We start from the raw sequence: 26851 nt of genomic DNA, 5'->3' as shown, positions 1-26851 counted from the left end.
TCCCATGAAGTTCGACACCCCCGCCGGCCGGAACCCGATCGATCAGCTGAAGGTCGTGGGCCGCCCGCATGACCGTATCGACGGCAAGCTCAAGACCACCGGTACAGCGCCTTATGCCTATGAACAGCATGATGTCGTCGCCAACCAGGCCTATGGCTATATCGTCGGCGCGGCGATCGCCAAGGGCCGCATCAACGCCATCGATCTGGCCGAAGCCAAGGCCGCACCCGGCGTGATCGCCATCGTCACGGCGGACAATGCCGGCAAGCTGATCAAGGGCGATTTCAACACGGCGATGCTGCTCGGCGGCCCGGAGATCCAGCATTACCACCAGACCGTGGCGCTGGTCGTCGCCGAGACGTTCGAACAGGCGCGCGCTGCCGCACACCTCGTTCGCGTCGATTATGCGCGTGGCAAGGGGCGTTTCGATCTCGCCGCCGAACTCAAGGTCGCGCCGCTTACCGGGGGCGACAGTGGAGAAGGCAGCAAGGCGCCGCCGGTCGATCGCGTCGGCGATTTCGAGGGCGCCTTCGCCAGCGCTCCGGTCACGCTCGATGCGCGCTACACGACTCCGGATCACAGCCACGCCATGATGGAGCCGCACGCGTCGCTGGCCGTGTGGGAAGGCGACAAGCTGACCTTGTGGACGTCGAACCAGATGATTGCCTGGGGCAAGGGCGATGTCGCCAAGACCCTAGGAATCCCCAAGGACAAGGTGCGGCTGATCTCGCCCTATATCGGCGGCGGGTTCGGCGGCAAACTGTTCGTCCGTACCGATGCCATCATGGCGGCATTGGGCGCCAAGGCCGCCGGTCGCCCCGTGAAGGTCACGTTGCAGCGCCCGCTGATGATCAACAACACCACGCATCGCCCGGCGACGATGCAACGCATCCGCATCGGCGCGACCAAGGCGGGCAAGATCACTGCCATCGCGCATGAAAGCGGCTCGGGTGATCTTCCCGGCGGCGGCCCGGAGACGGCGGTCAGCCAGACCAAATTGATGTATGCCGGCGCCAATCGGTTGACCTCGATGCGGCTCGCCGTGCTTGATCTGCCCGAGGGCAATGCGATGCGCGCGCCGGGCGAAGCGCCCGGCCTGATGGCGCTGGAAATCGCCATGGACGAAATGGCCGAAAAGCTCGGCATGGATCCGGTCGCCTTCCGCATCGCCAACGATACGCAGGTCGATCCGGAAAAGCCCGCCCGCCGTTTCTCCCAGCGTCAGCTGATCAAATGCCTCGAAATGGGCGCGGACAAGTTCGGCTGGAGCGCGCGCAGCGCCACGCCCGGCACCAGGCGCGAAGGGCAATGGCTGATCGGCCTCGGCGTGGCCGCGGGCTTCCGTAACAATCTGCTGATGAAGTCGGCCGCGCGCGTCGGCGTCGACCGCAAGGGCATCGTCACCGTCACGACCGACATGACCGATATCGGCACTGGCAGCTACACGATCATCGCGCAGACCGCGGCGGAGATGATGGGCGTCACGCTCGATCAGGTCGTGGTCAAGCTGGGCGATTCGGACAGTCCGGCCTCGGCGGGTTCCGGCGGTCAGTGGGGTGCTAACAACTCCACCGCCGGGGTCTATGCCGCCTGCGTCAAGCTGCGTGACCTGATCGCGCAGAAGCTTGGTTACAACGCCGCCGACGTCGCCTTTGCTGACGGCAAGGTAGGTTCGGGCAATCGCAGCATCGCCTTGGGCGAGGCAGTCGGCGATGCCGGGCTCACGGTCGAAGACGCGATCGAATATGGCGATCTCGGCAAGAAGTACCAGCAATCCACCTTCGCCGGCCATTTCGTCGAAGTCGCGGTCAACGCCTATACCGGCGAGACGCGTATTCGCCGCATGCTCGCGGTGTGTGCTGCCGGGCGCATCCTCAATCCCAAATCGGCGCGCAGCCAGGTGATCGGCGCGATGACGATGGGCGCGGGCGCGGCATTGATGGAGGAGCTCGCGGTCGACAAACGCTTCGGCTTCTTCGTTAATCACGATCTGGCGAGCTACGAAGTGCCGGTCCATGCCGATATCCCGCACCAGGAAGTGATTTTCCTCGACGAGGTCGATCCGATCTCCTCGCCGATGAAGGCCAAGGGCGTGGGCGAACTGGGCCTGTGCGGTGTGGGCGCGGCGATCGCCAACGCGATCTACAATGCCACTGGCGTGCGCGTGCGCGATTATCCGATCACGCTCGACAAGCATCTGGATAAGCTGCCGGTGATGACCTGACCGCCTCGGGCGGGAGCGCAGGGCTTGACCGTGCCTCCCGCCCGTCTATCCCCGCGCTCGAAGGAGAAGCCGGTGGAAGTCGTCGCAGTCGATATCGGTGGAACGCACGCCCGTTTTGCCATTGCCGAAGTGGAACAGGGCCGCGTCGTCTCCATGAGCGACGCGATCACGTTGAAGACCGCCGATTTTGCCAGCGTGCAGACCGCCTGGCAGGCGTTTGGCGCGCAAGCCGGGCGCGTGTTGCCGCGCAATGCGGCGATCGCCGTCGCCTCGCCGGTGGGCGGCGAAGTGATCAAACTGACCAACAATCCCTGGATCATCCGCCCGGCAATGATCCCCGGCCGGCTGGAAGTCGATCAGTTCAGCCTGATCAATGATTTTGGCGCGGTCGGCCATGCCGTAGCGCAAGCGCCGGCAAGCGACTTCCTGCATCTTGCCGGGCCCGACGTGCCGTTCAAGGATCGCGGCGTGATCACCGTCTGCGGCCCCGGCACGGGGCTGGGCGTGGCGCAGGTGCTGTGCACTGAGCACGGCTATCACGTATTGCCTACCGAGGGTGGGCACATGGATTTCGCCCCGCTCGATCGTTTGGAGGACGCGATCGTGCAGCATTTGCGCCCGATCTACCGGCGCGTCTCGGCCGAGCGTATCGTTTCCGGTCCCGGCATCGTCGGGATTTACGAAACGCTGGCCACGATGGCCGGCCGTGCGGTGCAGCGGCTTGACGACAAGGCGATCTGGACGATGGCGCTGGAGGGGACCGACAGCCTGGCGCTCGACGCGCTGGATCGCTTCTGCCAGGCCTTGGGCGCGGTGGCGGGCGATCTGGCGCTGGCGCATGGCGCGATGGGCGTGGTCATCGCCGGCGGCCTGGGCTTGCGGCTCAAGGATCATTTCGATCGTAGCGGCTTTGCCGAACGCTTTGCCGCCAAAGGCCGTTTCGAGGCGTTGATGTCGACGATCCCGGTCAAACTAATCGTCCACCCGCAACCCGGCCTGTTTGGCGCTGCCGCCGCGTTCGCGCAGGAGCATGCGCGCTAGGATCGCCTCCCGGCGCTGCGGCGGGCATCGTGGCGATCGGTTGCCCCTAGCAACGCGGCTCGGCGCACATACATATCGTTCATCCCATGACCGATATCCTGACCAGCCTTGCCAACGCCTTCAATGCCAATCCGCATTTCTGGTGGATCGTCGCCGGCGTTGCTGTGCTGGTTATACTGGCGCGTCGGTTCCGCATCCTCGGCACGCTGCTGACCATCGGGCTGATCGCGGTATCGCTGGCGCTGTTCACGCAGCGCGCGAATTTCGATCCCGGGCTTGATGGTGTCGCCAAGGCGCTCAACCTTGATGATAGCAGCCAGCGCGTGGTGGGCCGAGAGATGCGTGTACCGATGGCGCGCGACGGGCATTTTTGGGTCCGCGTCAAGGTCGGCGATACCGAGCAGCGGATGCTGGTGGATAGTGGTGCGACGGTGACGGCGCTGTCCAGCAACGTCGCGCAGGCGATGGGGCTTAAGGTTGAAACGCCATTAGTGCCCGTCGTGCTGCGGACCGCCAACGGGTCGATCAACGCGCAGACCGCGACGATTCCCGAGCTGCGCATTGGCAACGTGGTGGCGCGCGATCTGCCCGTGGTGGTGTCGCCTGCGTTTGGCGAGCTCAGCGTCGTGGGGATGAATTTCCTTTCGCGGCTGAAAAGCTGGCGTGTCGAGGGCAAGACGCTGATCCTCGAACCCCATCATCCGCAAACGACGACGTAACTCCTCGACGAGCTTGTCCCTGGGAGGTGGCACGCGAAGCGTCATGGAGGGTAAGTCGCAAATGCTGCGTACGCCGCCGGAACCCTCCCCAACTCAGCTGAAGAAGCGGAGAGTCGCCGGTGGGTCGGCCCCCGGGGAGAGCTTGAACAGCGGGGCTGTCGGACCCGCTACTCCCCCGCCCCCAGCAAAGCTGGGGGCGGGATCAGTTATGCATCGATGCTCGTCCCCAGCGCGGCATTGACCAGTCCGCCATCCACCGTGATCGTATCCCCCACGACATAATCTCCGGCGCGGCTGGCGAGGAATATCGCGGTGCCCGCCATGTCTTCGGCCACGCCGATGCGCCCGGCCGGAATGCTCTTGGCAATCGTCTCGCCATGATCGCGCGCCGCCTTGTTCATCTCGCTGGCAAACGCGCCTGGCGCGATCGACGTCACGTTGATTGCATCTTTCACCAGCCGCGCCGCCATGCGCTTGGTAAGATAGATGAGCGCCGATTTCGACGCGTGATAGCTGTACGTTTCCCATGGATTGAGCCGCTGGCCGTCGATCGAGGTGATCATGATCACCTTTGATGGCCTGTCCGGCCGGCCAGCGTTTTTGAGCGCGGCATGAAGCGCCTGGGTCAGGAAGAAGGGTGATTTCACGTTGAGGTCCATCACCTTGTCCCAACCCTTTTCCGGAAAATCCTCGAACGGCTCGGCCCAGGCGGCACCGGCATTGTTGACGAGGATGTCGAGGCTGTCGGTATGCTCGGCGAGTTGCGCGGCCAGCGCCTGGCACCCGGCGACGGTCGACACGTCCTGTGGCAACGCGATACAGCGCTCACCCAGTTCCGCCGCGGTGGCGAAGCAGGCATCGGCCTTACGCGCGGAGATATAAACGGTCGCGCCCTGCGCAATAAAGCCCGCGGCGATCATCTTGCCGATCCCGCGCGATCCACCGGTGACGAGCGCGGTGCGCCCGTCGAGGCGGAAAAGGTTGGTCGTGTCCATGGTATTTCTCCCAAGTTGTCACCCCAGCGCAAGCTGGCGTCTGCTTATTGTCTGGCGTGCCGCGCGCCATCACGAGACCCCAACCTGCGCTGGGGTGACGGCATCAGATCACCCGCCGCGCTTGATCGTTTCGCGCGCGATGATGATCTGCTGGATCTGGCTGGTGCCCTCATAGATGCGGAACAGCCGCACATCGCGGTACAACCGCTCGATCCCGTAATCGGCAATGTAGCCGGCGCCGCCGAAAATCTGCACCGCGCGGTCCGCCACGCGCCCGACCATCTCGGAGGCGAAATATTTCGCGGCCGCCGATTCCATCACCACGTCCTTGCCGGCATCCTTGGCCGCCGCCGTCTCCAGCACCATCGCGCGCGCTACCAGCGCCTCGGTCTTGGAATCCGCGATCATGCCCTGGATCAATTGATGCTCGGCAATCGGCTTGCCGAACTGCTTGCGCTCGGTCGCATAGGCCACGCAATCCGCGATAAGCCGCTCCGCCACGCCGACGCACACCGCCGAGATATGCAAACGACCGCGATCGAGCACGCGCATCGCGATCTTGAAGCCTTCACCCTCCGCGCCAAGCCGGTTCTCGGCGGGTACCACGACATCGTCAAAGATCACATCGGCGACCTTCGCCCCCTTTTGCCCCATCTTCTTTTCGGGTTCGCCGATCGACAAACCGGCCAGATCGCGCGGCACGAGGAATGCGGAGACGCCGCGCGCGCCGGGGTCGTCGCCGGTGCGCGCCATTACGGTGAACAGATCGGCCTTGTCGGCATTGGTGATGTAGCGCTTGGTCCCGCTCAGCCGATAGGATTGCCCGTCGAACACGGCGCGCGTCTTCACCGCGCCCGAATCGCTGCCCACGTCCGGCTCGGTCAGCGCAAAGCTGGTGATGATCTCGCCGCTGGCGATGCGTGGCAACCACGCCGCTTTCTGCGCATCGTTGCCGGCCATGACCAATCCCTGCGAGCCGATCCCGACGTTCGTCCCGAAGGTGGATCGAAACGCTGGCGTCGTCCGCCCCAGTTCGATCGCGACGCGCGCTTCCTCCGACATGGTCAGCCCGAGCCCGCCATACTCCTCGGCGATCGACAGGCCGAACAGCCCCATGTCGCGCATCTCCTGCACGATATCGTCGGGGATCGCATCGGCTTCCTCAACCGCGCCTTCAAGTGGCCGCAGCCGTTCGCTGACAAAGCGCCCTACCGTATCGATCAGCGCATCGAAGGTTTCGCGGTCGAGTGCCATCTTCATCTCTCCAATACCCGTCATGCTGAACTTGTTTCAGCATCGATGCGCGGTCAGGAACCCCATAGACGTCGCTCTTGTGACGAGTGACCGCGCATCGACGCTGAACGACGTCAGCACACAATAGTTGAAGGATCGATGCCTTAATCGCTTGCGGGCTGCAAACCCGAAATTCCAAAATCGCTCGGTTGACCGACGCAAACCCCATACTATGCTGTGCAAAACACAGGAGAAGCAGGATGCGGTTCACAGGCAAGCGCGCCGTCGTCACCGGCGGCGCTTCGGGCATCGGCAAGGCCACCGCACTCCGGCTGGTCAGCGAAGGCGCCGAAGTGTGGATCGGAGATATCGACGAGAATGGCGGGCGTGAGCTTGCCGCCACGTCCAATGAACGGATTCACTTTCTGCGCACCGATGTGACGCAAGCTGCCGACATCGAAGCGTTGATGACTACCGCTGATGCGCATGTCGTGTTCAACAATGCCGGTGCCGGCGGGTCGCGCAGCCCGATTCACGAAATCAGCCCGGAAGATTGGGATCGCACGCAGAGCCTGTTGTTGCGTTCGGTCGCGCTCGGCATCCGGTATGCCGCGCCGTTGATGATCGCGCGAGGGGAGGGGGGCGCAATCGTCAACACCGCCTCGATTGCCGCATTGCAGGCCGGCGCCGCGCCGACCGCTTATTCGGTGGCCAAGGCTGGCGTGCTGCATTTGACGACGATGGCGGCGGCGGATCTTTCGCAGTTCGATATCCGCGTCAACGCGGTGTGCCCCGGCTTCATCACCACCAACATCTTCACATCGGCGCTGGGCATTGCCGGCGATAAGTGTGCCGTGGCCAACGGCGCGATCGGCCAGATCGCGGCCAAGGCGCAGCCGTTGCAACGCGCCGGCCGCGCAGAAGATATCGCCGCCGCGGCGGCCTATCTGGCGAGCGACGATGCCGGCTTCGTGACCGGCACCCACATCACGGTCGACGGCGGCATGACGATCGGGCCGCGGCACGGCTGGGATCCGGCAACCCCCTCGCTGTTCACCGCGCTGGAGGCGTTTGCCGCTTGAAATCCCGGCTTTCAATAGGATGACACGGCAGTTGGGGAGGATCGAGCGACTAGCCCGCGACCAACCGCACGAACGCGCTCGCCACCCAGCCACTTTTGCACGGCCCGGTATAATCGCGCGGTGACGCCACCGGCGCGGTCACGCCGCAATCCGTATCGGGCGCATCAGCCGGCGGCACGACCACGCCCTGCCAGCGCTGGTCGATCGAGCGCGTGCAGGCGAACAGGCGCGCGTCGTGGGGCAGGCGCAGCACTTCGTCCGCTTCCTGAAACGGTGCCTGGCGCAGCGGCAGATCGGGTTTGCCGAAATTCACCACCCGCGCGGTATAGGCGCAGGCTTGGAAGCCGGGGCCGCCCTCGCCGATGCGTACCGCGCGCACGCCCGGGCGCATCGGCTCGGCTTGCTGAACGGTGGTGGCGAAATCGTTGCCCATCCCCGTGCTGTTCGAACAGGCGGCGAGCAACAGGGAAAGCGCCGGAAGCAGGTGTTTCATGGGCCATATAGTAGGTACTGCGCGGCAGATTAGCGAGAGGCAGGCGCCCCGCAGCGCCCATCGCATTGCCCTCCCACGGCGATTTCGCGTCGAGGGCTGTAAACCGCGCCCTCGATTGCTAAGGGTCGCGCCATGATCGACACCGTCGCCGCTCCGCCCGCCGCCCGCCCGGCGCTCGCCTATCACCTGACCGAGGGGACCGGCCCGACCATCGTGTTCCTGCCCGGCTATGCCAGCGACATGACCGGTACCAAGGCGCTCGCGCTGGAAGCCTGGGCCAAGGCCGAGGGCCGCGCCTTCCTGCGTTTCGATTATGGCGGCTGCGGGCAAAGCGAAGGCGCGTTCGAGGATCAGACGTTGGCCGGCTGGCGCGACGATGTCGTGTCGATGCTCGAACAACTGGCCAAAGGGCCGGCGGTGCTGGTCGGCTCGTCGATGGGCGGCTGGCTGATGCTGCTCGTCGCGCGCGACCGGCCGGCGCTGGTCGCTGGGCTGGTCGGCATCGCCCCGGCGCCCGATTTCACCGATTGGGGCTTCACCACCGACGAGAAGCTCGTGATGCTGTCGGCCGGACGGCTGGAGCGCGCGTCGCCTTATGGTCCCGAGCCCACCGTCTACACCAACGCCTTTTGGGCCTCGGGCGAGGCCAACCGGCTGATGTTCGGGCAGATCGCCATTGATGTCCCCGTGCGGCTGGTGCAGGGCCAGCGCGACAAGGACGTGCCCTGGGCGCGCACCGCGCGGCTGGCCGAATTGCTCCGTTCAGCCGACGTGCAGACGATACTGATCAAGGATGGCGATCACCGCCTGTCGCGCGATGCCGATATCGCGGCTGTCATCCGGGCGGTGGAGGATGTGATCGCACGCTTATGATCTTGCCGCTATTGTTGCTCGCCGCTCAGGCAGGCCCGCCCGCTCCCTCGCTGCAGGATAGGTTTAACGCGTGCGTCGAGCTGGCTGGCCGAGATCCGCATGCGGCGGCGGAAGAAGCAGGCCGCTGGCGGCTTGCCGGGGGCGGTGCGCTGGCGCGGCAATGTTTGGGCATGGCTTATGCCAATGACGGCAAATGGGCCGCTGCAGCGAGCGAGTTCGAGGGCGCGGCGCGCGCGGCGGAGCTGGCCAAGGACAAGCGCGCGGCGCTCTACTGGGCGCAGAGCGGCAATGCCTGGCTGGCCGCACAGGACGCCCCAAAGGCGCGCGCGGCGCTGGATGCCGCGCTGGCCGCGGGTACGCTGACCGGGCTCGATCGCGGCGAAGCGATGCTGGATCGGGCGCGGGCGCAGGTGGCGGCGGGCGATCTGGCCGGCGCACGCAGCGATCTCGATCCCGCGCTGATCGATGCCGCGGCGGATCCGCTGGCCTGGCTGTTATCGGCGACGCTGGCGCGACGCATGGATGATCTGCCACGGGCGCGGAAGGATATTGCCGAGGCGCTGCGGCTGTCATCCGAGGATGCCTCGGTACAGCTTGAGGCGGGCAATATTGCCGCCCTTGCTGGCGACGAAGCGGGCGCCAAGGCCGCATGGCGACAGGCGGCAAACCGCGCGCCGGCCAGCGAGGCGGGCAAGCGCGCGCAGGCCGCACTGGCGCAGTTTGATACCGCCACGCCCTGAAACGATACTGGCGGGCACCGTCGTCGCTTCCTATCTCGGGTGCATCATCTGCAGGAGCATCCCTTGATCTATCTCCACACCATGATCCGCGTCACCGATCCCGATGCCTCGATCCGGTTCTTCGAACTGCTCGGCCTCAAGGAAGTACGCCGCCTGGACAGCCAGCAGGGTCGTTTCACGCTGATCTTCCTCGCGACGCCGGAAGACATGAATGGCCCGGGCGAACGCGCACGCGCCGAGGTCGAGCTGACGTACAACTGGCCGTCCGATGACAAAGCGCCCGAAGTCTATACCGGTGGGCGCAATTTCGGGCATCTCGCTTACCGCGTCGAGAATATCTACGAGACCTGCCAGCGGCTGATGGATGCTGGCGTGACGATCAACCGCCCGCCGCGCGATGGCCATATGGCGTTTGTGCGCACGCCCGATAACATCTCGATCGAGCTGTTGCAGGATGGCGTGCTGGAGCCGGCCGAGCCGTGGAAATCGATGCCCAATGTCGGCGAGTGGTGACATGAGCGGGCTCGAGATTATCCGCATCGCGGTGCTCAGCGACAATTATGTCTGGCTGATGCACGATGCGGCGTCGGGCGAGACGGTGGTGATCGATCCAGCCGAGGCCAGCCCCGTGCTGGCCGAGGCGGACGCGCGGGGCTGGACCATCGGGCAGATCTGGAACACGCACTGGCACCCCGATCACACCGCCGGCAATGCCGAGATCAAGGCGGCGCATGGCGCCGTGGTCAGCGCGCCGACGGCGGAGGCGGCGCGCATCCCGACGCTGGATGTGGCGCTGGCCGAGGGCGATACGGTGCGGCTGGGGGATCATGTCGGCACCGTGCTGGAGACGCCGGGGCACACCGCAGGGCACATCACGTTTAGCCTGGCAGACGATGCGCTGCTGTTTCCCGGCGACACGCTGTTCGCCATGGGCTGCGGACGATTGTTCGAAGGCGATGCCGCGCAGATGTTTGCCAACATGCAGCGTCTGGCCGCGCTGCCGCCGGAGACGATGGTCTATGCGGCGCATGAATATACGCAGAGCAACGGCCGCTATGCGCTGACCGCCGAGCCTGACAATGCGGCGATCCGTGAACGCATGGTGGAGGTCGATGCGCTGCGCACGCACGGCGAGGCGACGCTGCCGACGACCATCGCATCGGAATTGGCGACCAACCCGTTCCTCCGCGCATCGTCTGCAGCCCAGCTTGCCGAGCGCCGCGCCGCGAAGGATGCATTTCGCGGCTAGCCGGCGATCGGTTATGCTGGCGGGGAGCGGGAGAGAGTCGATGCGCACGTTTATTCTGCTCCCGCTGCTTGCCGCGTGCACCTCATTGCCCGTCGACACCAGCAGCGCCGATCGTGCGCTGGCGGAGGCGACTGCAGGGCGGATCGCCGGTGCCCCACAACGTTGCATCGACCGGTCGAGCGCCGGCGGGCCGCAGATCGTGGGTGATCATACCTTGCTCTTCACCCAATCCGGGCGCCGGCTGTGGATCAACACGCTGCCCGCAAGCTGCCCGTCGCTGCGGCGGGATTCGACGCTGATCGTCCAGGCTTTCGGATCGCAGATGTGCCAGAATGATCAGTTCCAGCCGCGGCAGCCGGGCGACGTCGTCCCCGGCGCAAACTGCCGGCTGGGTACGTTTACCCCGTATGACCGGCCCAAGCGTTAGCGGGCTAACGATCGGGCCGGCATAGGTCACAGCACGAAGCGCGACAGATCGGTGTTGCGCGCGATGCTGGCGAGTTGGCTATCGACATAGGCGGCGTCCACCACCACCGTCTGCCCGCCGCGATCCTCGGCCTCGAAGCTTACTTCCTCGAGCAGTTTCTCCATCACCGTCTGCAGGCGACGCGCACCGATATTCTCGATCTCGCCATTCACTTCGGCGGCAATCTTGGCGACGGCGGCGATGCCGTCTTCGGTGAAGGTGACCGTCACGCCTTCGGTACCGATCAGCGCGGTATATTGCTGCAGCAGGCTGGCCTTGGTGTCGCTCAAAATGGCGACGAAATCGGCCTCCGTCAGCGCCTTCAGCTCGACGCGGATCGGCAGGCGGCCCTGCAATTCGGGCAGCAGATCGCTGGGCTTCGCGACGTGGAACGCACCCGAGGCGATGAACAGGATATGGTCGGTCTTCATCGGGCCGTATTTGGTGGCGACGGTCGTGCCTTCGATCAGCGGCAGCAGATCGCGTTGCACGCCTTCACGACTGATCGAGCCGCCGCGGACATCGCTGACCGCGATCTTGTCGATCTCGTCGAGGAACACGATGCCGTTGGCTTCCGCATCGGCGAGCGCGGTGCGGCTGACCTCTTCCTGATCCAGCCGCTTGTCGGCTTCTTCTTCGACCAGTTTCTCCCAGGCGGCGGGGACGGTGAGCTTGCGGCGCTTGAGCTGCGGGCCGCCAAAGGCCTTGCCCATCATTTCCGACAAATTGATCATCTGCGGCGCGCCGCCGGGGACTTCGAACGGCATGGCGGGCGCTGCCTCCATTTCGATCTCAATCTCGGTTTCGTTCAGATGTCCGTCGCGCATGCGCTGGCGGAATGCCTCGCGCGTCGCTTCGCTCGCACCCTTGCCGGTCAGCGCATCGAGCAGGCGGATCATCGCCGCTTCCTCGGCCTTGTCCTTCACCGCGACGCGGCGGCGTTCCTTTTCCAGCCGCACAGCTTCCTCGACCAGATCGCGCGCGATCTGCTCGACATCGCGACCGACATAGCCGACCTCGGTGAACTTGGTCGCTTCGACCTTGATGAAGGGCGCGTCGGCAAGCTTGGCCAGGCGGCGGCTGATCTCGGTCTTGCCGCAGCCGGTGGGGCCGATCATCAGGATGTTCTTGGGGCTTACCTCATCGCGCAGATCGGCGCCGAGCCGCTGGCGGCGCCAGCGATTGCGCATCGCGACGGCGACCGCCTTCTTGGCATCGGTCTGGCCGATAATGTGTTCGTCGAGTGCGGCGACGATGGCTTTGGGGGTGAGGGCGTCGTTCATGTGCGGGGCTTCTTATTGCCCTCTCCCGCACGCGGGAGAGGCTACGGAGACTTGGCCCGCATACTTCATGCGGGCCTAGGCGAAGTCGGTGAGGGTCTTCTTCTTCACCAGGGCGGAAGAAGAAGAAGAAGAAGACCCTCACCCAACCCTCTCCCGCGAAGAGCGGGAGAGGACTAGAAGGAAGTCAGGCGCTGGCTTCCAGGCTTTCCACGGTCAGTCGGTCGTTGGTGTAGACGCAGACCTCGGCGGCGATCGCCATAGCCTTGCGGCAGATCGTCTCGGCATCCTGCTCGTAATCGACCAGCGCGCGCGCGGCGGCGAGCGCGAAATTGCCGCCCGAGCCGATCGCCGCGACGCCCGCTTCTGGCTCCAGCACATCGCCATTGCCGGTGAGGATCAGCGTCACATCCTTATCGGCGACGATCATCATCGCCTCCAGGTTGCGGAGATATTTGTCGGTGCGCCAATCCTTGGCCAGTTCGACTGCGGCGCGGAGCAATTGGCCGTGATGCTGTTCGAGCTTGCGCTCAAGCCGTTCGAACAAGGTGAAGGCATCGGCGGTCGCGCCAGCGAAGCCGGCAATCACCGAACCGTCGCCCAGGCGACGGACCTTCTTGGCATTGGGCTTCATGACGGTCTGGCCTTGCGTCACCTGGCCGTCACCGGCGACGACGACGCGTCCATTGCGGCGCACGGAGAGAATGGTCGTGCCGTGCCACGTCAGTTTTTCGCTCATGGGCGGGATATGGGTGGGCGATCCGCGGCGCGCAATCACCCCCCATCCTTGTTCTCATCACGCGCCGGCGGGGAAACATTTCGTCACGCGCCGCGGCACGGCCGGCAGATTGGCTTCGCACTTTTCACGGCGATCGTGAAATTTTGCGTCCCCGGCCCGACATTAAAGTACGCCTATTTGTCCAGGCCCTTGGCCTTGCCCCAGCTCCGCGCGACCGTATAGCCAAGATAGCCGGTGCCAAAGAGCGCGTAGAGCGGTTCGGGAATCCCGGCGAGATAGGCATTCATCCCGGTGGCGATGTCCTTGGCCATTGCCGGCTGCACCGCCGCGATCAGGCCCATGGGGATCGACCACAGCAAAAGCGCATACATGACGTAGAGAAAGCTCGGGCGCGCGCGGCTGGTCCAGGGATCGACGGATTGCGCTTCGGCAACGATGGCCGACATCTGCGTCTTGACCTGCTCGAGCTCCTGGCTGCCTTGCAGCCGCAACAATTCCAGCTTCGCTGCGTCGCGCGCCTTGGGATCGGGGATAATCTTGTCGATCAGCCCGGCGATGGGGCCGATAATGCCGTCGAGAATGCCCATGAAACGTGCCTCCATGTACCGTCACCATTCGCGACGGTCGGGCAAGATAACCTATTTGGTTTCATGTAGGACAGCGTTTTATTAGGCCGAGCAAAATCTTCGCTAACGCCTTGTCGCTAAACTGGTTGGCGGCATCCTGCCGGGCGACGTTCTGCCCAAGCGCCGTTCCGCTTCCGGCGCCCTGCGTTGCCAGGGCGCCATAAGCGGGGAGGCAATCAGGAAATTACCGCGCGATGCCGCCGGCGGCGAGCACCGCCAGCGTTACCAATTCGCTGGCCGTGCTCGTCATCGGCGCGACCTGGACCGGCTTTTCCATGCCGATCAGCATCGGCCCGATGACCGAATCGCCGCCCAATTCGCGCAGCAGCTTGGCCGAGATATGCGCCGACTGCAGCCCTGGCATGATCAGCACGTTGGCCGGGCCGGAGAGCCGAGCGAACGGATAATTGGCCAGCTGCTTGGGGTTGAGCGCCACATCCGGCGCCATTTCGCCCTCATATTCGAAGCCCACCTGGCGGCCGTCGAGCACGGTCACGGCATCGCGGATATTGTCGAGCCATTCGCCCTTGGGATTGCCGAAATTGGAATAGCTGAGAAACGCGACGCGCGGTTCATGCCCCATCAGCCGCGCGACGGCGGCAGTCTGCTCGGCGAAATCGGCGAGCTGTTCGGCGCTGGGGCGTTCGTTCACCGTGGTATCGGCGATGAACACGGTGTGGCTTTGCCCGACGAGCAGATGGATGCCGAACGGCGTCTTGCCCGCCGCCGGATCGATCACGCGGTAGATCTGGCGCATCGTCTCGCCGTACGTGCGCGTGATGCCGGTGATCATCGCATCGCCTTCGCCGAGCTGCAGCAGCAGCGCGCCGAAAATGTTGCGATCCTGATTCACCATCCGCTCGCAATCGCGCCGCAGATAGCCGCGGCGCTGCAGCCGGCCGTAGAGAAAATCGACCATCTTGGGGACGAGCGGCGAGACGCGGCTGTTATGCAGCTCGAAGCTTTCCGGATCCTTGACGCCCAGCGCACGCAGGCGATCGGGCACATCGTCGCGCCCGACCAGCACCGGCGTACCATAACCGCCCTCGCGGAAGGCGATCGCGGCGCGCAGCACGACTTCTTCTTCGCCTTCGGCAAAGATCACGCGCTTGGGATGCGCGCGCGCGCCTTCATAGGCGAGCGTCAGCACCGACGTCGTCGGGTTGAGCCGCGCGCGCAGCGACTGGCGGTATGCCTCCATGTCGAGGATCGGCTTGGTCGCCACGCCCGAGGCCATCGCCGCCTTGGCCACCGCGACGGGCACGATTTCCATCAGCCGCGGATCGAACGGGGTGGGGATGATATAGGTCGGGCCGAACGTGTGATGCACGCCGTACACCAGCGCGACTTCCTCCGGCACACGCTCCCGCGCCAGTTCGGCGATGGCATTGGCGGCGGCGATCTTCATCTCGTCGTTGATCCCGGTCGCGCGCACATCCAGCGCGCCGCGGAAAATGAACGGGAAACACAGCACGTTGTTGACCTGGTTCGGATAATCCGAGCGCCCGGTGGCAACGATCGCGTCGGGGCGCGCCGCCATGGCCAGTTCGGGGCGGATTTCCGGCTCGGGATTGGCCATCGCGAAGATGATCGGCGCGGCATTCATATGCTCGACCATTTCGGGCTTGAGCGCGCCGGCGGCGGACAGGCCGAGGAACACGTCCGCGCCGACCAAGGCTTCAGTCAGCGTGCGGGCCTCGCTTGTCGTGGCATGTGCCGACTGCCACTGGTTCACATCGTCGCGACCCTGATAGATCACGCCGGTGCGATCACACATGATGACGTTATCGTTGCGCACGCCCATCGCCTTCATCAGCTCGGTGCAGGCAATGGCGGCGGCGCCCGCGCCGTTGACGACGAGCTTGATCTCGCTGAGCCTGCGCCCGGTGATCAGGCAGGCGTTGATCAGCCCGGCGGCGCAGATGATTGCCGTGCCGTGCTGATCGTCATGGAACACGGGGATGTTCATACGTTCGCGCAGCGTCTGCTCGATGATGAAGCATTCCGGCGCCTTGATGTCCTCGAGATTGATCCCGCCGAAGGTCGGCTCCATCAATTCGACCGCGTCGATAAAGCGGTCCACATCCTCGGTCTTCAGCTCGATATCGATCGAATCGACATCGGCGAAGCGCTTGAAGAGGACAGCCTTGCCTTCCATCACCGGCTTGGACGCGAGCGCGCCCAGATTGCCCATGCCGAGGATCGCGGTGCCGTTGGAGATCACGGCGACGAGATTGCCCTTGGCGGTGTAATCATAGGCCATGGAGGGATCGTCGGCGATCGCCTGAACGGGCACCGCCACGCCGGGCGAGTAGGCCAGCGCCAGATCGCGCTGCGTCGCCATCGGCTTGGAGGCGATGATCTCGATCTTGCCCGGGCGGCCTTCGGAATGGAACAGCAGCGCCTCGCGCTCGGAGAATTGCAGATTGGAATCTTCGGACATGGGGAGGCCTTTCGTGTCGCGGCTGTCCTTACGGAATGTGCGCGAGGATGTGAACCGGCTTGGGGCGGTTATCGCCGAAGCAGCATCGCGATGCGGGAGAGGGATTGGAGCGCCGCGCGCTTTTCGCTACCCCGCGGAAATGTCTTCACCCCCCACCCCGATGATGGCGCAATATCTCGCGCTCAAGGCGGAGGCGCAGGATTGCCTGCTGTTCTACCGGATGGGCGATTTCTTCGAGATGTTCTTCGCCGATGCGAAGATCGCCGCCGCGTGCCTCGATATCGCGCTGACCGCACGCGGCGAGCATGAAGGCGTGCCGATCCCGATGTGCGGCGTGCCGGTGCATGCGGCGGAGGCGTATCTCGCGCGGCTGATCAAGGCCGGGCACCGCGTGGCCATCGCCGAGCAGACCGAAAGCCCGGCCGAGGCCAAGAAGCGCGGCGGCAAGACCTTGGTCGAACGCGGCATCGTGCGGCTGGTGACGGCGGGGACGCTGACCGAGGAAGCGTTGCTCGACGCGCGGACGGCCAATTGGTGCGTCGCCGTCGGCGAGGCGGCGGGGGGCGTGGCGATCGCCGCGGCGGATGTGTCGACCGGGCGGTTCGAACTGATCGAGTGCAGTGCGGCGGGGCTGGGCGCGGAGCTGGCGCGGCTGGCGCCGGCGGAGACGATCGCGTGCGAGGGAAGCGCGTTTGCCGATACGGCGACGATGCTCCGCCCGCGCGCCGACTTCGATAGCGGAGCGGCGGAGCGGCGGATCAAGGAGCTATACGGCGTGGCGACGCTCGACGGATTCGGGCAGTTCAGCCGCGCCGGCCTTGCCGCGGCGGGCGGGCTGATCGCCTATCTCGCGCACACCGCCAAGGGATCGCTGCCGTTCCTGCGCCCGCCGCGGCTGCACCAGGCGAGCCACGCGATGGCGATCGATGCCGCGACGCGCGAAAGCCTGGAACTGACGCAGACGGCCAGCGGGCAGCGCAAGGGCAGCCTACTCGACGCGGTCGATCGCACCGTTACCGGCGCGGGCGCGCGCTTGCTCGCCGCCGATCTCGGCGCGCCGCTGATGGCGCGCGCCGCGATCGAGGCGCGGCTCGATCTGCTGCAAGTGCTGGTCGAGGATGGCGCGCTGCGCGAGGCGCTGCGCAGCACATTGCGCGGGCTGGCCGATATCGGGCGCGCACTCGGGCGGCTGGCGGCGGGGCGGGGCTCCCCGCGCGATCTCGGGCAATTGCGTGATGGGCTGGATGGCGCCTGGCGGCTGGGCGAGCGGCTGGAAAAGATCCAGACGCCGCCCGCCTTGCTCACCGAGCTTGCGCCGCAACTGCGCGGGCATGGCGCGCTGATCGATCTGCTCAACCGCGCGCTGGTGCCCGCGCCACCGATCGATGCCAGCGCCGGAGGCTATATTGCCGAGGGCTATGACGCCGCGCTGGACGATCTGCGCGATGCCGGCGCCGGCGGGCGGCGGGCGATCGCCGCGCTGGAGGCGGACTATCGCGCGCGCACCGGCATCGCGCAGCTCAAGATCCGGCACAACAACGTGCTCGGCTATCATATCGAGGTTGCGGCCAAGAATGCCGATGTGCTGATGAAAGCGGAAAGCGGCTTCACGCATCGCCAGACGATGGCGGGGGCGGTGCGCTTCAACGCGCCGGAATTGCACGACGTCGCCGCTCGCGTAACGCAGGCCGGCGCCCATGCGCTGGCGGCGGAAGCGGCGCATCTCGAGGATCTGATCGCGGCGGCGCTCGACAAGCGGGAAAATATCGCTGCGACGGCAGACGCGCTCGCTCGGCTGGATGTCGCGGCGGGGCTCGCCGAGCGCACGGTCGAAGGCGGCTGGGCGCGGCCCGCGCTGGTCGAGCATGCCTGTTTCGAGATCGAAGGCGGGCGGCATCCGGTGGTCGAGGATGCGCTGGCCAAGCGCGGCGAGCGTTTCGTGGCCAATGATTGCCGGCTATCCGAGGAGTCGCGATTGTGGCTGGTGACCGGGCCGAACATGGGCGGCAAATCCACCTTCCTGCGCCAGAATGCGCTGATCGCGGTGCTGGCGCAGGCGGGCGCCTATGTGCCCGCGACGTCGGCCACGCTGGGGCTGGTCGATCGGCTGTTCAGTCGCGTCGGCGCGTCCGACAATCTTGCGCGCGGTCGATCGACCTTCATGGTCGAGATGGTCGAGACCGCGGCGATCCTGGCGCAGGCCACGCCCCAGTCGTTCGTCATCCTCGATGAGGTCGGGCGTGGCACCTCCACTTATGATGGCCTCGCCATTGCCTGGGCGGTGGTCGAGGCGATCCACGAGGACAATCGCTGCCGCTGCCTGTTCGCCACGCATTATCACGAGCTGACTCGGTTGGCCGAACGCTGCGAGGCGCTGACCCTGCATCACGTGCGCGCGCGCGAATGGAAGGGCGAGCTGGTGCTGCTGCACGAGGTGAGCGAGGGGCCGGCGGATCGCTCCTACGGGCTTGCCGTGGCGCGGCTGGCGGGGCTGCCACCGGTGACGATCGCGCGCGCCAAATCCGTGCTCGCCAAGCTCGAGGCGGGGCGCGCCAAGACCGGCGGGCTGGCGGCGGGGCTCGACGATCTGCCGCTGTTCGCCGCGCTGCAGGAGGCGACGGAAGAGGAGTGCGACGCGATCCGCGCGGAGGTCGAGGCGATCGATGTCGATGCCCTGACCCCGCGCGAGGCGCTGGACGTGCTTTACAAATTAAAGGCGCTCAGCCGCGAGAGCTGAGCGCCTTTAAGGTTAGCGGCAGCGCACCTGGCTCTGGTTCTGCTCGACCGCCCGGCCGGCGACCGCGCCCAAAGCGCCGCCGAGCAACGTGCCGACGGTGCGCGAGCGGCCGCCATCGATGACGTTGCCAAGGATGCCGCCACCGGCCGCGCCGATGATCAGCCCGGTCGTGCCGTCGCTGCGCTTGCAATAATAGCGCCCGTCATTGCCGGCATAGACGCGCTCGTCGGCGCTCAGCGTGCGCTCCTGATAATTGCGGCCATCGCGATAATAGCGCGTCGGATCGTAATTGGGTTCGGCGCGCGAGTAATCGTCCTGGTCGTAGCGCGAGTCGTTGTAACGCGGATCATTGCGCGAATCATTGTACGGCGCGTCGCGATAGCCACTATTGCCGCCGCGGCGCTGGACGGCGGCCTGATAGCGATCGAATTCGGCGCGGAATGTCTGCATCTCGCTATTGAAGCGGTTTTGCGCGGCGGCGAAGCGCTGGCTTTCCTGCGCGGTTTGCGCGGCAGCGGGGGCGGCAAGCGCAAGCACGCCGGCGGCGAGGGCGGGAATCAACAGCAGGCTTTTCATGGCGAATCTCCGGTAGTGATGGCAACGTAACGACCGGGCGATGGCCTTTGTTGCCTGAACCGAAGCTTGTCGCTCAAGCAGCCTCGAGAATTGTGTAGATCATCTCGCGCCGGAAGCGGAAACCGAGCGCTTCGTACAGCGCAACCGCGCCCTCGTTATGGCCATAGACGTGGAGAAATGCCGCATCGCCGCGCGCCAGGATGCGCGCAATGGCGATCTGCATCAGCGCGCGGGCGAAGCCCCGCCCGCGATGATCGGGATGCGTGCACACGGCGCTGATTTCGGTAAAACCGGGCGGCCTGGTGCGCTCGCCCGCCATGGCGATGAGCTGGCCGTGATGGCGGACGCCGATGAACGCGCCGAGGCGATGCGTTTCAGCGAAGAACGGGCCGGGCGCGGTCAGCGTGGCGAGCGCGAGCATGTCCGGCGCATCGGCATCGCCGAGATCATCAAAGGCGATCGGCGCGCCAGCGGTGGTGAGCGCCGTCAGCACCATCTGATTGATCGCCACGCGCGAACGGATGTGCGTGCCGGGCGGTGCATCGATCGCATCCGCCTGAACCAGCCCGAGTGTGCCGTCCAGCGGGAGCAGCCGAGCAAGCGCGACAAGGCTGGCGCGGCAGTCATCGGGGGCGGCGGCGAAAAAGTGTGCTTCGGGCCGATAGCGCAGCGCGTCGCCGTAGCCGAGTGCGAGGGGCGCGTGGGCGCCGGTGAGCGAGTGCCAGATCGGGCGGTCGAGGGGATGGGGCATCATGGGCGTGATGATGGACCGGTCGGCGCGGCGAGGCATCCTGTTTTCTGTGGTTGAACTATAACCGCCGCATCACCGTTACCCCGGCGGAAGCCGGGGTCTCCCGCGGCTCTTGTGCCTTCCTGCCGCGTGAGATCCCAGCTTTCGCTGGGATGACGGGGAGTGGCTGAATGTCGCCTTCCCCTCCGAAGCCGGGTGACGCGCCCGCCAACACACCCTATCTGCAAAGCGCATGCACAATCGCTTCGACACGCTCCCGCAACGCCGCGCGATCATCGATCGCGGCCGCATTGCCGAACAACTTGCTGCCATCGAGGGCGACGATCGCGTGCTGCTGCGCCGCGCGACCGTGCCGATCCTCAAGGCCGCGCTTGAAGCGGGCCGCGTCGAGATCGAACGCCGGTTGATCGAGCACCCCTCGCGCGGGCTCGAATCGGCCGCGGCGCAGGCATACCTTACCGATCGGCTGTTGATGCTGATCCAGGATTTTACCCTCCAGCGGCTCTATCCGGTCGGCAATGCCACCGCCGGGGAACGGCTCACCTTGATTGCGGTGGGCGGTTATGGCCGCGGCGAGATGGCGCCCTATTCCGATCTCGATATCGGCTTCCTGACGCCCTGGAAGCAAACCGGCTGGGCCGAGCAGGTGATCGAGACCATGCTCTACACCTTATGGGATCTCGGTCTTAAAGTCGGCCATTCGAGCCGCTCGCTCGACGATATGGTGCGCCAGGCCAAAAGCGACATTACGATCCGCACTGCGTTGCTGGAAGCACGCTACGTCTGCGGCGACACCGAATTGTACGAGGAAGCGGCCCGGCGGTTCAAGGCCGAGGTGCAGACCGATACAGCCGGCTTCGTTGCCGACAAGCTGGCCGAGCGCGAGGTGCGGCACAAGAAGATGGGCGATACGCGGTATGTGGTCGAGCCCAACGTGAAGGAAGGGAAGGGCGGCTTGCGCGATCTGCACACGCTGTTCTGGATCGGCAAATATGCCTATAATGTGCAGCGCGCAGCCGAACTGGTCGATGCCGGATTGCTCACCGCCAACGAATATCGCCAGTTTCACCGCGCCGATAATTTCCTCTGGGCGGTACGCTGCCATCTGCACAGCATTGCGGGGCGCGGCGAGGACCGGCTGACCTTCGATCTGCAGCGCGACATTGCCGAACGCATGCGCTTCGCCGATCGCCCCGGCAAATCGAGCGTCGAGCGCTTCATGCAATATTACTTTCTGCAGGCGAAGACGGTTGGAAACCTGAGCGGCGTGTTCCTGGCGCATCTCGACGAGAAATTCGCCGCGCGCGGGCGGCGTTTCGGGTTGCCGATGCTGCGTCGTTCGCCGCGCAAATTGAACGGTTTCATGCTGGTGCGCGGACGCCTCGCGCTGCCGGCGGACGATTTTCTGATCAAGAAGCCGATGCGGCTGATCGAATTGTTCGCGCTGGCCGACAAGCACGGCCTGGAGATTCACCCCTTGGCGATGCGCATCGCCGCGCGCGATGCCAAGCTGGCCGACGACTTGCGGCCCGACCCCGAAGCCAACGCGCTGTTCCTCGATATCCTGACCTCACCGCGCGACCCCGAACTGGTGCTGCGCTGGATGAACGAGGCCGGTGTGCTCGGCCGTTTCCTGCCCGATTTCGGTCGCATCGTCGCGCAGATGCAATTCGACATGTATCACCACTATACCGTCGATGAGCATACGATCCGCGCGATCGGGCTGCTCAGCACGATCGAGCATGGCACGCTGGCTGATGACCATCCTCTGGTGACGGCGATCTTCCAGCAAATCGTGTCGCGCCGCGTGCTGTATGTCGCGGTGCTGCTGCATGACATCGCCAAGGGGCGGGGCGGCGATCATTCGATCCTTGGCGCCGAAGTGGCCGAACGGCTCGGCCCACGCTTCGGGCTGACGGCAGCGGAAACCGAAACCGCGGCGTGGCTGGTGCGCTATCATCTGCTGATGTCGGCCACCGCGTTCAAGCGCGATCTCTCCGACTTCAAGACGATCCTCGATTTCTGCGACGTCGTGCAAAGCCCCGAGCGGCTGCGACTGCTGCTGGCGCTGACCGTCGTCGATATCCGTGCGGTCGGGCCGGCGGTGTGGAACGGGTGGAAGCGGCAATTGCTCTCCGATCTGTACGAGGCGGCGGAGGAAGTGCTGCGCCTCGGTCACAAGCAAAAGGGGCGCAGCGAGCGCGTGGCCGCCAAGCAGGAGGCACTGCAGGCGACGCTGGGCTGGGACGATGCGACCTTCGCCACCCTGGTCCGGCGCTTGCCCGAACCCTATTGGGTGGCCGAGCCCGAGGACGTGCTGGCGCGCAACGCGCGGCAGATCGTCGCGGCGGGGGGCGCGCAATTGTCGATCGAGGCGCAGGTCTATCCCGATCGTGGCGCGACCCTGGTCACGGTCTATGCCGCGGATCATCCCGGGCTGTTTTACCGCATCGCCGGTGCGATCCATGCGGCGGGCGGCAACATCATCGATGCGCGTATTCACACCACGCGCGACGGCATGGCGCTGGATAATTTCCTGGTCCAGGATCCGCTCGGCCGGACGTTCGACGACGCCGGCCAGCTGCAGCGGCTCAAGACGGGCATCGAGGATGCGCTGGCCAATCGCGGGCGGCTGGCTGATCGGTTGCGCGCCAAACCGTTGCCGCGGATGCGCGCGGAAGCGTTCGACATCGCGCCCAACGTGCTGATCGACAACAAGGCGTCTAACCGCTTCACCGTGATCGAGGTCAACGCACGCGACCGGCCGGCATTGCTGCACCAGCTGGCTTACACCTTATTCCAATCGAAAGTGACGATCCATTCGTCGCACGTGGCGACTTATGGCGAACGCGCGGTGGATACGTTTTATTTGACCGATCTGACGGGCGACAAGATCCAGGGTGCATCGCGGCTCAAAACGCTTGAGCGGCGGCTGCTGGACGCTGCGGCGGGGATCGATATGATCGAGACCGGCTGAGGGAGACTCGACATGCCGGTGCTGGGAATTGGTGGGCTGTTCTTTCGCGCGAACGATCCCGACGCGCTGAACAGCTGGTATCGGGAGCATCTGGGCATCGGTGCGGGCTGCGTATCCACCGAGGGTGCCACGGCGGACGACTATAGCTGGCAGGCCGAAGGCGGCCCCGTGGTCTTCGCGCCGTTCCAGGCGGACAGCGAGTATTTCGCGGCGGACAAGCAGTTCATGCTCAACCTGCGCGTGCGCGATCTGGATTCGTTGCTCGAGCAATTGAATGCGAGCGGAATCGAGATCGTCACCAAGCCGGAATGGAACGACCCGGCGACCGGCCAATTCGCGCGCATCCACGATCCGGAAGGGAATGCGATCGAATTGTGGGAGCCGCCTGTTTGATTGGGGGAACCGGGTAAGAAGGTTTGTTCGCGCGGAGGCGCGGAGGCGCGGAGGCGCGGAGGAGGTTGCTCCATTGGCGCGCCTAGCGCCTCAATTTTGCCCCGGCGGCTTTGTGCAAGGCTCGATGATGAGTGCCGCTGCGCAGCAAGCGCACCATCTCCGCGCCTCCGCGCTTCCGCGCGAACAACCTTCTGCTTCACAGCGTCCCACACGAAAACGGCCGGCCCCTTTCGGAGGCCGGCCGCAAGCGCGGCGCTATGCCAGGCTCAGAAACGCGAGCGTAGCGTCAGGCCGTAAGTGCGCGGTTCGGCCAGATACGAGGTGAAGATCTGGTTGCCGACACCGCCGAACGCCTGCACCTGCGCCTGTGAGCCGGCGCCCTGGAACGGGGCATTGAAGCCGACCTGCTGATAATTGGTATCGAGCAGGTTCTGCGCCCAAAGTTCGAGCGCCCATTTCTTGTCCGCACCGCGCAGGCCGACACGCGCGTTCATCACGAAGAACGCATCCTGCTCCTTCTCGACGAACAGATCGGAACCGGTGTTGTAGTCGGACGACAGACGGCCATCGACATAGAACAACGCGCTCAGGCCATTGCCGCCGATGTCCGGCGTCCAGCTGACCGAGCTGGTCACCACGTTGCGCGGCGCGTTAGACAATTGCTTGCCCGCCAGCAGGAACAATGCCGGATCGAGCGCTTCGCCCGCATTGCTGCCGACCAGATTGTTGCGGAACTTGGTATCCGAGAAGGTGTACCCCATCGCTACCGCAAAGTTGCGCGCTGGATAGAAGCCGGCTTCCAGCTCGACGCCCTGCGACACCACGCCGTACTGCGTATCGCCATTGGCGCACGCGCCGGTCGCCGCACTCGCATCGCGGTCGCCGCCGTTCAGGCTGTTTTTGCACGACTGGATGTTCTGTACGACAAAGTTGGTGCCGTTGAACGTGTTGAGCTGGAAATTGGCGAATTCCTGGCGGAACGCGGCGGCGTTGAAGGTGAACTGGCGCGAGCTATACTTCAGTCCGATTTCATAGGCATTGACCGTCTCGGAGTCGAAGCGCAGCCGCGTGGCGTTCGGGTTGGCGAGCGTGGATGCCAGGAAGGCATCCCCGAGATCCGAACGATCGAGGTTATAGCCGCCGGCCTTATAGCCACGCGAATAGCTCGCATAGGTGAGCAGCGCGTCGACCGGCTTCCACGAGAGCACGCCGGTGCCGGTGAATTCGCCTTCGCTCAGGCTGTCGTTGAGCTTGACCGCATTGAGCGCCGAGCTCGAATTGCCCGTGCAGCCCAGCGTGATGATCCCGGCCGCAACCGATGCCAGCGCGGGGTTGGCGAGCAGGCCGCCCAAGCCGCCTTGCGCGGTGCCGGCCTGCAGCGCCGGGCAGACCGTATTGTTGTTCTGGAAGTTGGCGTCGAAATCCTTCTTTTCGCGCGTGTAGCGCAGGCCGGCCGTGATGCTCAGGCGATCGGTCAGCTTGAAAATATTGTGCGTGAAGAAGGCGTAATTGTTGCTCGTCTGGTTATAGACATCGCGGCTGCTGCCGAGATCGTTGAGCGTGCTCAGCCGCCGCAGATTGCCGATGATCAGCGACGCGGCGGCGCCGAACGTGCCGGTCACGGCGGCGGTGCCAGTGGCGCTGAGACAGCCCGGTGCGCTCAGATTGCGCAACGCCGGCGATGCACTGATCCCCGAGACGACGCGGCAGGCGGCGAACTGACCATATTCGGTGCCGAATTTGAGATTGTCGACGACCTGCAACTGCTCGTTGCTGTAATAACCGCCGACCAGCCAATCGAGCTTGCCGCCGAAGGCTTCGCCGTTCAGCCGCAGCTCCTGCGTGAAGGTGTGGAACTGGCGGTAATTGTTGCCGTCATCGGGGCGGTAGCCGATATCGAGGCTGCCATAATCGATGTCCGCCGCGCCTTCGGCGTTATATTCGCGGTAAGCGGTGATCGAGGTCAGCGAGGCGGCGCCGAGATTGATGTCGACCTGCGCCGAGCCACCATAATCCACCGTTTTGTTGCTATAGGCACGGCCCGGCGAATTGGCGATGCGGCGGTTATAGGGATCACCGGCGCTCGGGAAGACGGCGCCCAGGCCGGTCATGATATCGACGATGCGGTTGCCCGCCGGATTGACGGTGTAATCGCCCGGCACACCCGGGGTCGGATCGATCTTCTCGTTGATATCGGTATAGACCGCGCCGCAGCACTTTTCGTCGCGGCGGCTGTAATCGCCGATCAGCCGTACGCGTACGTCGCTTGAGGGCTCCCACAGCAATTGCGCGCGACCGAAGATGCGGTTGCGATCATTGTAATCGGTGTTGTTGACGACGTCGTAATAATAGCCGTCGCGCTTGGCGTAGATCCCGTCGATGCGGAAGCCCAGCGTCTCGCTGATCGGCCCGGTGAGCGCGCCGGCCAAGCGGATATTGTTGTAATTGCCGTAGGTGCCTTCGGCATAACCACCGAACTTGTTGAGATCAGGCGCCTTGGTGATCACGCTGATCGTGCCGGCCGAGGCGTTGCGGCCGGAGAGCGTGCCCTGCGGCCCGCGCAGCACTTCGATGCGATCGACTTCGCCCAGATCATTGAGGCCGGAGCCGGTGCGGCTGCGATAGACACCGTCGATGAACGTCGCGACCGAGCTTTCGAGGCCGGGATTGTCGCCCACCGTGCCGATACCGCGAATACGCGCCGATGCGTTCGATTCGCTGCCCGTGGAGCTGACCAGCAGCGATGGCGCGAGCTGGCTCAATTGGCGGATATCGGTGGCGCCCGAATTCTGTAGCGCTTCCTGGCTGACCGCGGAAACCGCGATCGGCACGTTGGACAGCCGCTCGCTGCGGCGCGTGGCGGTGACGATAATGTCGCCCAGGTTTACGTCTTCAGCGGCGGTGTCGGCGGCAGCGGTTGCTTCGGAGGCAACCTGCGCGTCCTGCGTCGTCGTCTCGGTGGTGGTGTTGGTGGCCGTCGCGTCTTGCGCGAAGGCGGGGGCGGCGATTGCCAGCGTAGCGACGGACAACAGTAACGCGGTCTTGCGCATCGTGAACCTCTCCTATGATATCTTGACCCGGCATTTTTGCCGTTAGCGTCCGATTGCATAGAGCGCGCACGCGCAACGTCCAGCTTAAAAAGCGACGGAAAACAGTCACTTTCGGCCGGATCGGCACAATTTTGCGGGATGCGACTGCGCTTTACGCAATCGGT

General features: G+C 65.1%; 22 protein-coding genes. 12 read left to right on the top strand and 10 right to left on the bottom strand.

The features are described from left to right. Positions 1-4 precede the first annotated feature (4 nt). From paoC to ABC969_RS05920, 3 genes are all read left to right on the top strand, one after another. On the top strand, positions 5-2224 hold the full coding sequence (paoC, locus tag ABC969_RS05930; RefSeq protein WP_345863628.1) for an aldehyde oxidoreductase molybdenum-binding subunit PaoC: 2220 nt from the start codon (positions 5-7) through the stop codon (positions 2222-2224). Between the two features lie 72 nt (positions 2225-2296). Next, complete coding sequence (glk, locus tag ABC969_RS05925; RefSeq protein ID WP_345863626.1) at positions 2297-3265, top strand: glucokinase; 969 nt, start codon at positions 2297-2299, stop codon at positions 3263-3265. An 86-nt stretch (positions 3266-3351) separates the two neighbouring features. Beyond that, positions 3352-3984 (top strand): retropepsin-like aspartic protease family protein, encoded by a 633-nt coding sequence (locus ABC969_RS05920; RefSeq protein WP_345863625.1) that lies wholly within the window; start codon positions 3352-3354, stop codon positions 3982-3984. Between the two features lie 206 nt (positions 3985-4190). On the opposite strand, the gene ABC969_RS05915 is transcribed toward ABC969_RS05920, so the two are convergent. Together ABC969_RS05915 and ABC969_RS05910 are read right to left on the bottom strand one after the other, a co-directional pair. Further along, the gene (locus tag ABC969_RS05915; protein ID WP_345863623.1) at positions 4191-4979 is read right to left on the bottom strand and encodes an SDR family oxidoreductase; all 789 of its coding nucleotides are present in this window, start codon (positions 4977-4979) and stop codon (positions 4191-4193) included. 108 nt (positions 4980-5087) lie between these two features. Continuing rightward, positions 5088-6233, bottom strand: a complete 1146-nt coding sequence (locus tag ABC969_RS05910) for an acyl-CoA dehydrogenase family protein (protein WP_345863621.1) — start codon at positions 6231-6233, stop codon at positions 5088-5090. Between the two features lie 239 nt (positions 6234-6472). On the opposite strand from ABC969_RS05910, the gene ABC969_RS05905 reads away from it, so the two are divergent. After that, complete coding sequence (locus ABC969_RS05905) at positions 6473-7294, top strand: SDR family NAD(P)-dependent oxidoreductase (RefSeq protein ID WP_345863619.1); 822 nt, start codon at positions 6473-6475, stop codon at positions 7292-7294. 49 nt (positions 7295-7343) lie between these two features. Here ABC969_RS05905 and ABC969_RS05900 read toward each other — a convergent pair whose 3' ends face one another. Beyond that, the gene (locus tag ABC969_RS05900) at positions 7344-7787 is read right to left on the bottom strand and encodes a hypothetical protein (protein ID WP_345863618.1); all 444 of its coding nucleotides are present in this window, start codon (positions 7785-7787) and stop codon (positions 7344-7346) included. Positions 7788-7919: 132 nt separating this feature from the next. Here ABC969_RS05900 and ABC969_RS05895 point away from each other — a divergent pair, with 132 nt between their 5' ends. From ABC969_RS05895 to ABC969_RS05875, 5 genes are all read left to right on the top strand, one after another. Next, positions 7920-8660 (top strand): alpha/beta hydrolase, encoded by a 741-nt coding sequence (locus ABC969_RS05895; protein ID WP_345863617.1) that lies wholly within the window; start codon positions 7920-7922, stop codon positions 8658-8660. Beyond that, the gene (locus tag ABC969_RS05890; RefSeq protein WP_345863616.1) at positions 8657-9400 is read left to right on the top strand and encodes a tetratricopeptide repeat protein; all 744 of its coding nucleotides are present in this window, start codon (positions 8657-8659) and stop codon (positions 9398-9400) included. Before ABC969_RS05895 ends, ABC969_RS05890 begins: the two co-directional genes overlap by 4 nt. An 81-nt stretch (positions 9401-9481) precedes the next feature. Further along, the gene (locus tag ABC969_RS05885; protein WP_345863837.1) at positions 9482-9913 is read left to right on the top strand and encodes a VOC family protein; all 432 of its coding nucleotides are present in this window, start codon (positions 9482-9484) and stop codon (positions 9911-9913) included. Position 9914: 1 nt separating this feature from the next. Further along, complete coding sequence (gene gloB / locus ABC969_RS05880) at positions 9915-10649, top strand: hydroxyacylglutathione hydrolase (protein WP_345863615.1); 735 nt, start codon at positions 9915-9917, stop codon at positions 10647-10649. A gap of 40 nt (positions 10650-10689) precedes the next feature. Beyond that, entirely contained in the window at positions 10690-11076 is a 387-nt protein-coding gene (locus tag ABC969_RS05875; RefSeq protein WP_345863613.1) for a DUF6491 family protein, read from the top strand. A gap of 26 nt (positions 11077-11102) precedes the next feature. On the opposite strand, the gene hslU is transcribed toward ABC969_RS05875, so the two are convergent. The 4 genes from hslU to ABC969_RS05855 form a co-directional block, all read right to left on the bottom strand. Then, the gene (gene hslU, locus ABC969_RS05870) at positions 11103-12398 is read right to left on the bottom strand and encodes an ATP-dependent protease ATPase subunit HslU (protein WP_345863611.1); all 1296 of its coding nucleotides are present in this window, start codon (positions 12396-12398) and stop codon (positions 11103-11105) included. 184 nt (positions 12399-12582) lie between these two features. Then, complete coding sequence (hslV, locus tag ABC969_RS05865) at positions 12583-13134, bottom strand: ATP-dependent protease subunit HslV (protein WP_345863610.1); 552 nt, start codon at positions 13132-13134, stop codon at positions 12583-12585. Between the two features lie 173 nt (positions 13135-13307). Beyond that, a complete protein-coding gene (locus ABC969_RS05860) occupies positions 13308-13721 on the bottom strand; it encodes a holin family protein (RefSeq protein ID WP_345863835.1) in 414 nt (137 codons plus the stop codon). A 223-nt stretch (positions 13722-13944) separates the two neighbouring features. After that, positions 13945-16203 carry an NADP-dependent malic enzyme gene (locus ABC969_RS05855; RefSeq protein WP_345863608.1) on the bottom strand — a complete coding sequence of 753 codons (2259 nt, stop codon included), beginning with the start codon at positions 16201-16203 and terminating at the stop codon, positions 13945-13947. A 160-nt stretch (positions 16204-16363) separates the two neighbouring features. Here ABC969_RS05855 and mutS point away from each other — a divergent pair, with 160 nt between their 5' ends. Beyond that, positions 16364-18940 (top strand): DNA mismatch repair protein MutS, encoded by a 2577-nt coding sequence (gene mutS, locus ABC969_RS05850; protein ID WP_345863834.1) that lies wholly within the window; start codon positions 16364-16366, stop codon positions 18938-18940. A gap of 12 nt (positions 18941-18952) precedes the next feature. Here mutS and ABC969_RS05845 read toward each other — a convergent pair whose 3' ends face one another. Both ABC969_RS05845 and ABC969_RS05840 read right to left on the bottom strand, forming a co-directional pair. Further along, complete coding sequence (locus tag ABC969_RS05845) at positions 18953-19516, bottom strand: glycine zipper 2TM domain-containing protein (RefSeq protein WP_345863606.1); 564 nt, start codon at positions 19514-19516, stop codon at positions 18953-18955. A 73-nt stretch (positions 19517-19589) separates the two neighbouring features. Beyond that, positions 19590-20270 carry a GNAT family N-acetyltransferase gene (locus tag ABC969_RS05840; RefSeq protein ID WP_345863604.1) on the bottom strand — a complete coding sequence of 227 codons (681 nt, stop codon included), beginning with the start codon at positions 20268-20270 and terminating at the stop codon, positions 19590-19592. Positions 20271-20499: 229 nt separating this feature from the next. On the opposite strand from ABC969_RS05840, the gene ABC969_RS05835 reads away from it, so the two are divergent. Both ABC969_RS05835 and ABC969_RS05830 read left to right on the top strand, forming a co-directional pair. After that, on the top strand, positions 20500-23244 hold the full coding sequence (locus ABC969_RS05835) for a [protein-PII] uridylyltransferase (protein ID WP_345863602.1): 2745 nt from the start codon (positions 20500-20502) through the stop codon (positions 23242-23244). Between the two features lie 12 nt (positions 23245-23256). Then, the gene (locus tag ABC969_RS05830; RefSeq protein WP_345863600.1) at positions 23257-23637 is read left to right on the top strand and encodes a VOC family protein; all 381 of its coding nucleotides are present in this window, start codon (positions 23257-23259) and stop codon (positions 23635-23637) included. 266 nt (positions 23638-23903) lie between these two features. Here ABC969_RS05830 and ABC969_RS05825 read toward each other — a convergent pair whose 3' ends face one another. After that, a complete protein-coding gene (locus ABC969_RS05825; protein WP_345863598.1) occupies positions 23904-26687 on the bottom strand; it encodes a TonB-dependent receptor in 2784 nt (927 codons plus the stop codon). Positions 26688-26851: the final 164 nt, after the last annotated feature.

This window comes from Sphingomonas qilianensis (assembly GCF_039614825.1).
Taxonomy (GTDB): domain Bacteria; phylum Pseudomonadota; class Alphaproteobacteria; order Sphingomonadales; family Sphingomonadaceae; genus Sphingomonas; species Sphingomonas qilianensis.
Note: the sequence above shows the minus strand (reverse complement) of the source record. Positions and strands in the feature narration are given on the sequence as shown.

Bases quoted from the DNA above. Each gene is read 5' to 3' on its own strand.
- paoC (WP_345863628.1), top strand. From the start codon at position 5: ATGAAGTTCGACACCCCCGCCGGCCGGAACCCGATCGATCAGCTGAAG.
- ABC969_RS05920 (WP_345863625.1), top strand. From the start codon at position 3,352: ATGACCGATATCCTGACCAGCCTTGCCAACGCCTTCAATGCCAATCCG.
- ABC969_RS05915 (WP_345863623.1), bottom strand. From the start codon at position 4,979: ATGGACACGACCAACCTTTTCCGCCTCGACGGGCGCACCGCGCTCGTC.
- ABC969_RS05910 (WP_345863621.1), bottom strand. From the start codon at position 6,233: ATGGCACTCGACCGCGAAACCTTCGATGCGCTGATCGATACGGTAGGG.
- ABC969_RS05905 (WP_345863619.1), top strand. From the start codon at position 6,473: ATGCGGTTCACAGGCAAGCGCGCCGTCGTCACCGGCGGCGCTTCGGGC.
- ABC969_RS05900 (WP_345863618.1), bottom strand. From the start codon at position 7,787: ATGAAACACCTGCTTCCGGCGCTTTCCCTGTTGCTCGCCGCCTGTTCG.
- ABC969_RS05895 (WP_345863617.1), top strand. From the start codon at position 7,920: ATGATCGACACCGTCGCCGCTCCGCCCGCCGCCCGCCCGGCGCTCGCC.
- ABC969_RS05890 (WP_345863616.1), top strand. From the start codon at position 8,657: ATGATCTTGCCGCTATTGTTGCTCGCCGCTCAGGCAGGCCCGCCCGCT.
- ABC969_RS05885 (WP_345863837.1), top strand. From the start codon at position 9,482: ATGATCCGCGTCACCGATCCCGATGCCTCGATCCGGTTCTTCGAACTG.
- gloB (WP_345863615.1), top strand. From the start codon at position 9,915: ATGAGCGGGCTCGAGATTATCCGCATCGCGGTGCTCAGCGACAATTAT.
- ABC969_RS05875 (WP_345863613.1), top strand. From the start codon at position 10,690: ATGCGCACGTTTATTCTGCTCCCGCTGCTTGCCGCGTGCACCTCATTG.
- hslU (WP_345863611.1), bottom strand. From the start codon at position 12,398: ATGAACGACGCCCTCACCCCCAAAGCCATCGTCGCCGCACTCGACGAA.
- hslV (WP_345863610.1), bottom strand. From the start codon at position 13,134: ATGAGCGAAAAACTGACGTGGCACGGCACGACCATTCTCTCCGTGCGC.
- ABC969_RS05860 (WP_345863835.1), bottom strand. From the start codon at position 13,721: ATGGGCATTCTCGACGGCATTATCGGCCCCATCGCCGGGCTGATCGAC.
- ABC969_RS05855 (WP_345863608.1), bottom strand. From the start codon at position 16,203: ATGTCCGAAGATTCCAATCTGCAATTCTCCGAGCGCGAGGCGCTGCTG.
- mutS (WP_345863834.1), top strand. From the start codon at position 16,364: ATGATGGCGCAATATCTCGCGCTCAAGGCGGAGGCGCAGGATTGCCTG.
- ABC969_RS05845 (WP_345863606.1), bottom strand. From the start codon at position 19,516: ATGAAAAGCCTGCTGTTGATTCCCGCCCTCGCCGCCGGCGTGCTTGCG.
- ABC969_RS05840 (WP_345863604.1), bottom strand. From the start codon at position 20,270: ATGATGCCCCATCCCCTCGACCGCCCGATCTGGCACTCGCTCACCGGC.
- ABC969_RS05835 (WP_345863602.1), top strand. From the start codon at position 20,500: ATGCACAATCGCTTCGACACGCTCCCGCAACGCCGCGCGATCATCGAT.
- ABC969_RS05830 (WP_345863600.1), top strand. From the start codon at position 23,257: ATGCCGGTGCTGGGAATTGGTGGGCTGTTCTTTCGCGCGAACGATCCC.
- ABC969_RS05825 (WP_345863598.1), bottom strand. From the start codon at position 26,687: ATGCGCAAGACCGCGTTACTGTTGTCCGTCGCTACGCTGGCAATCGCC.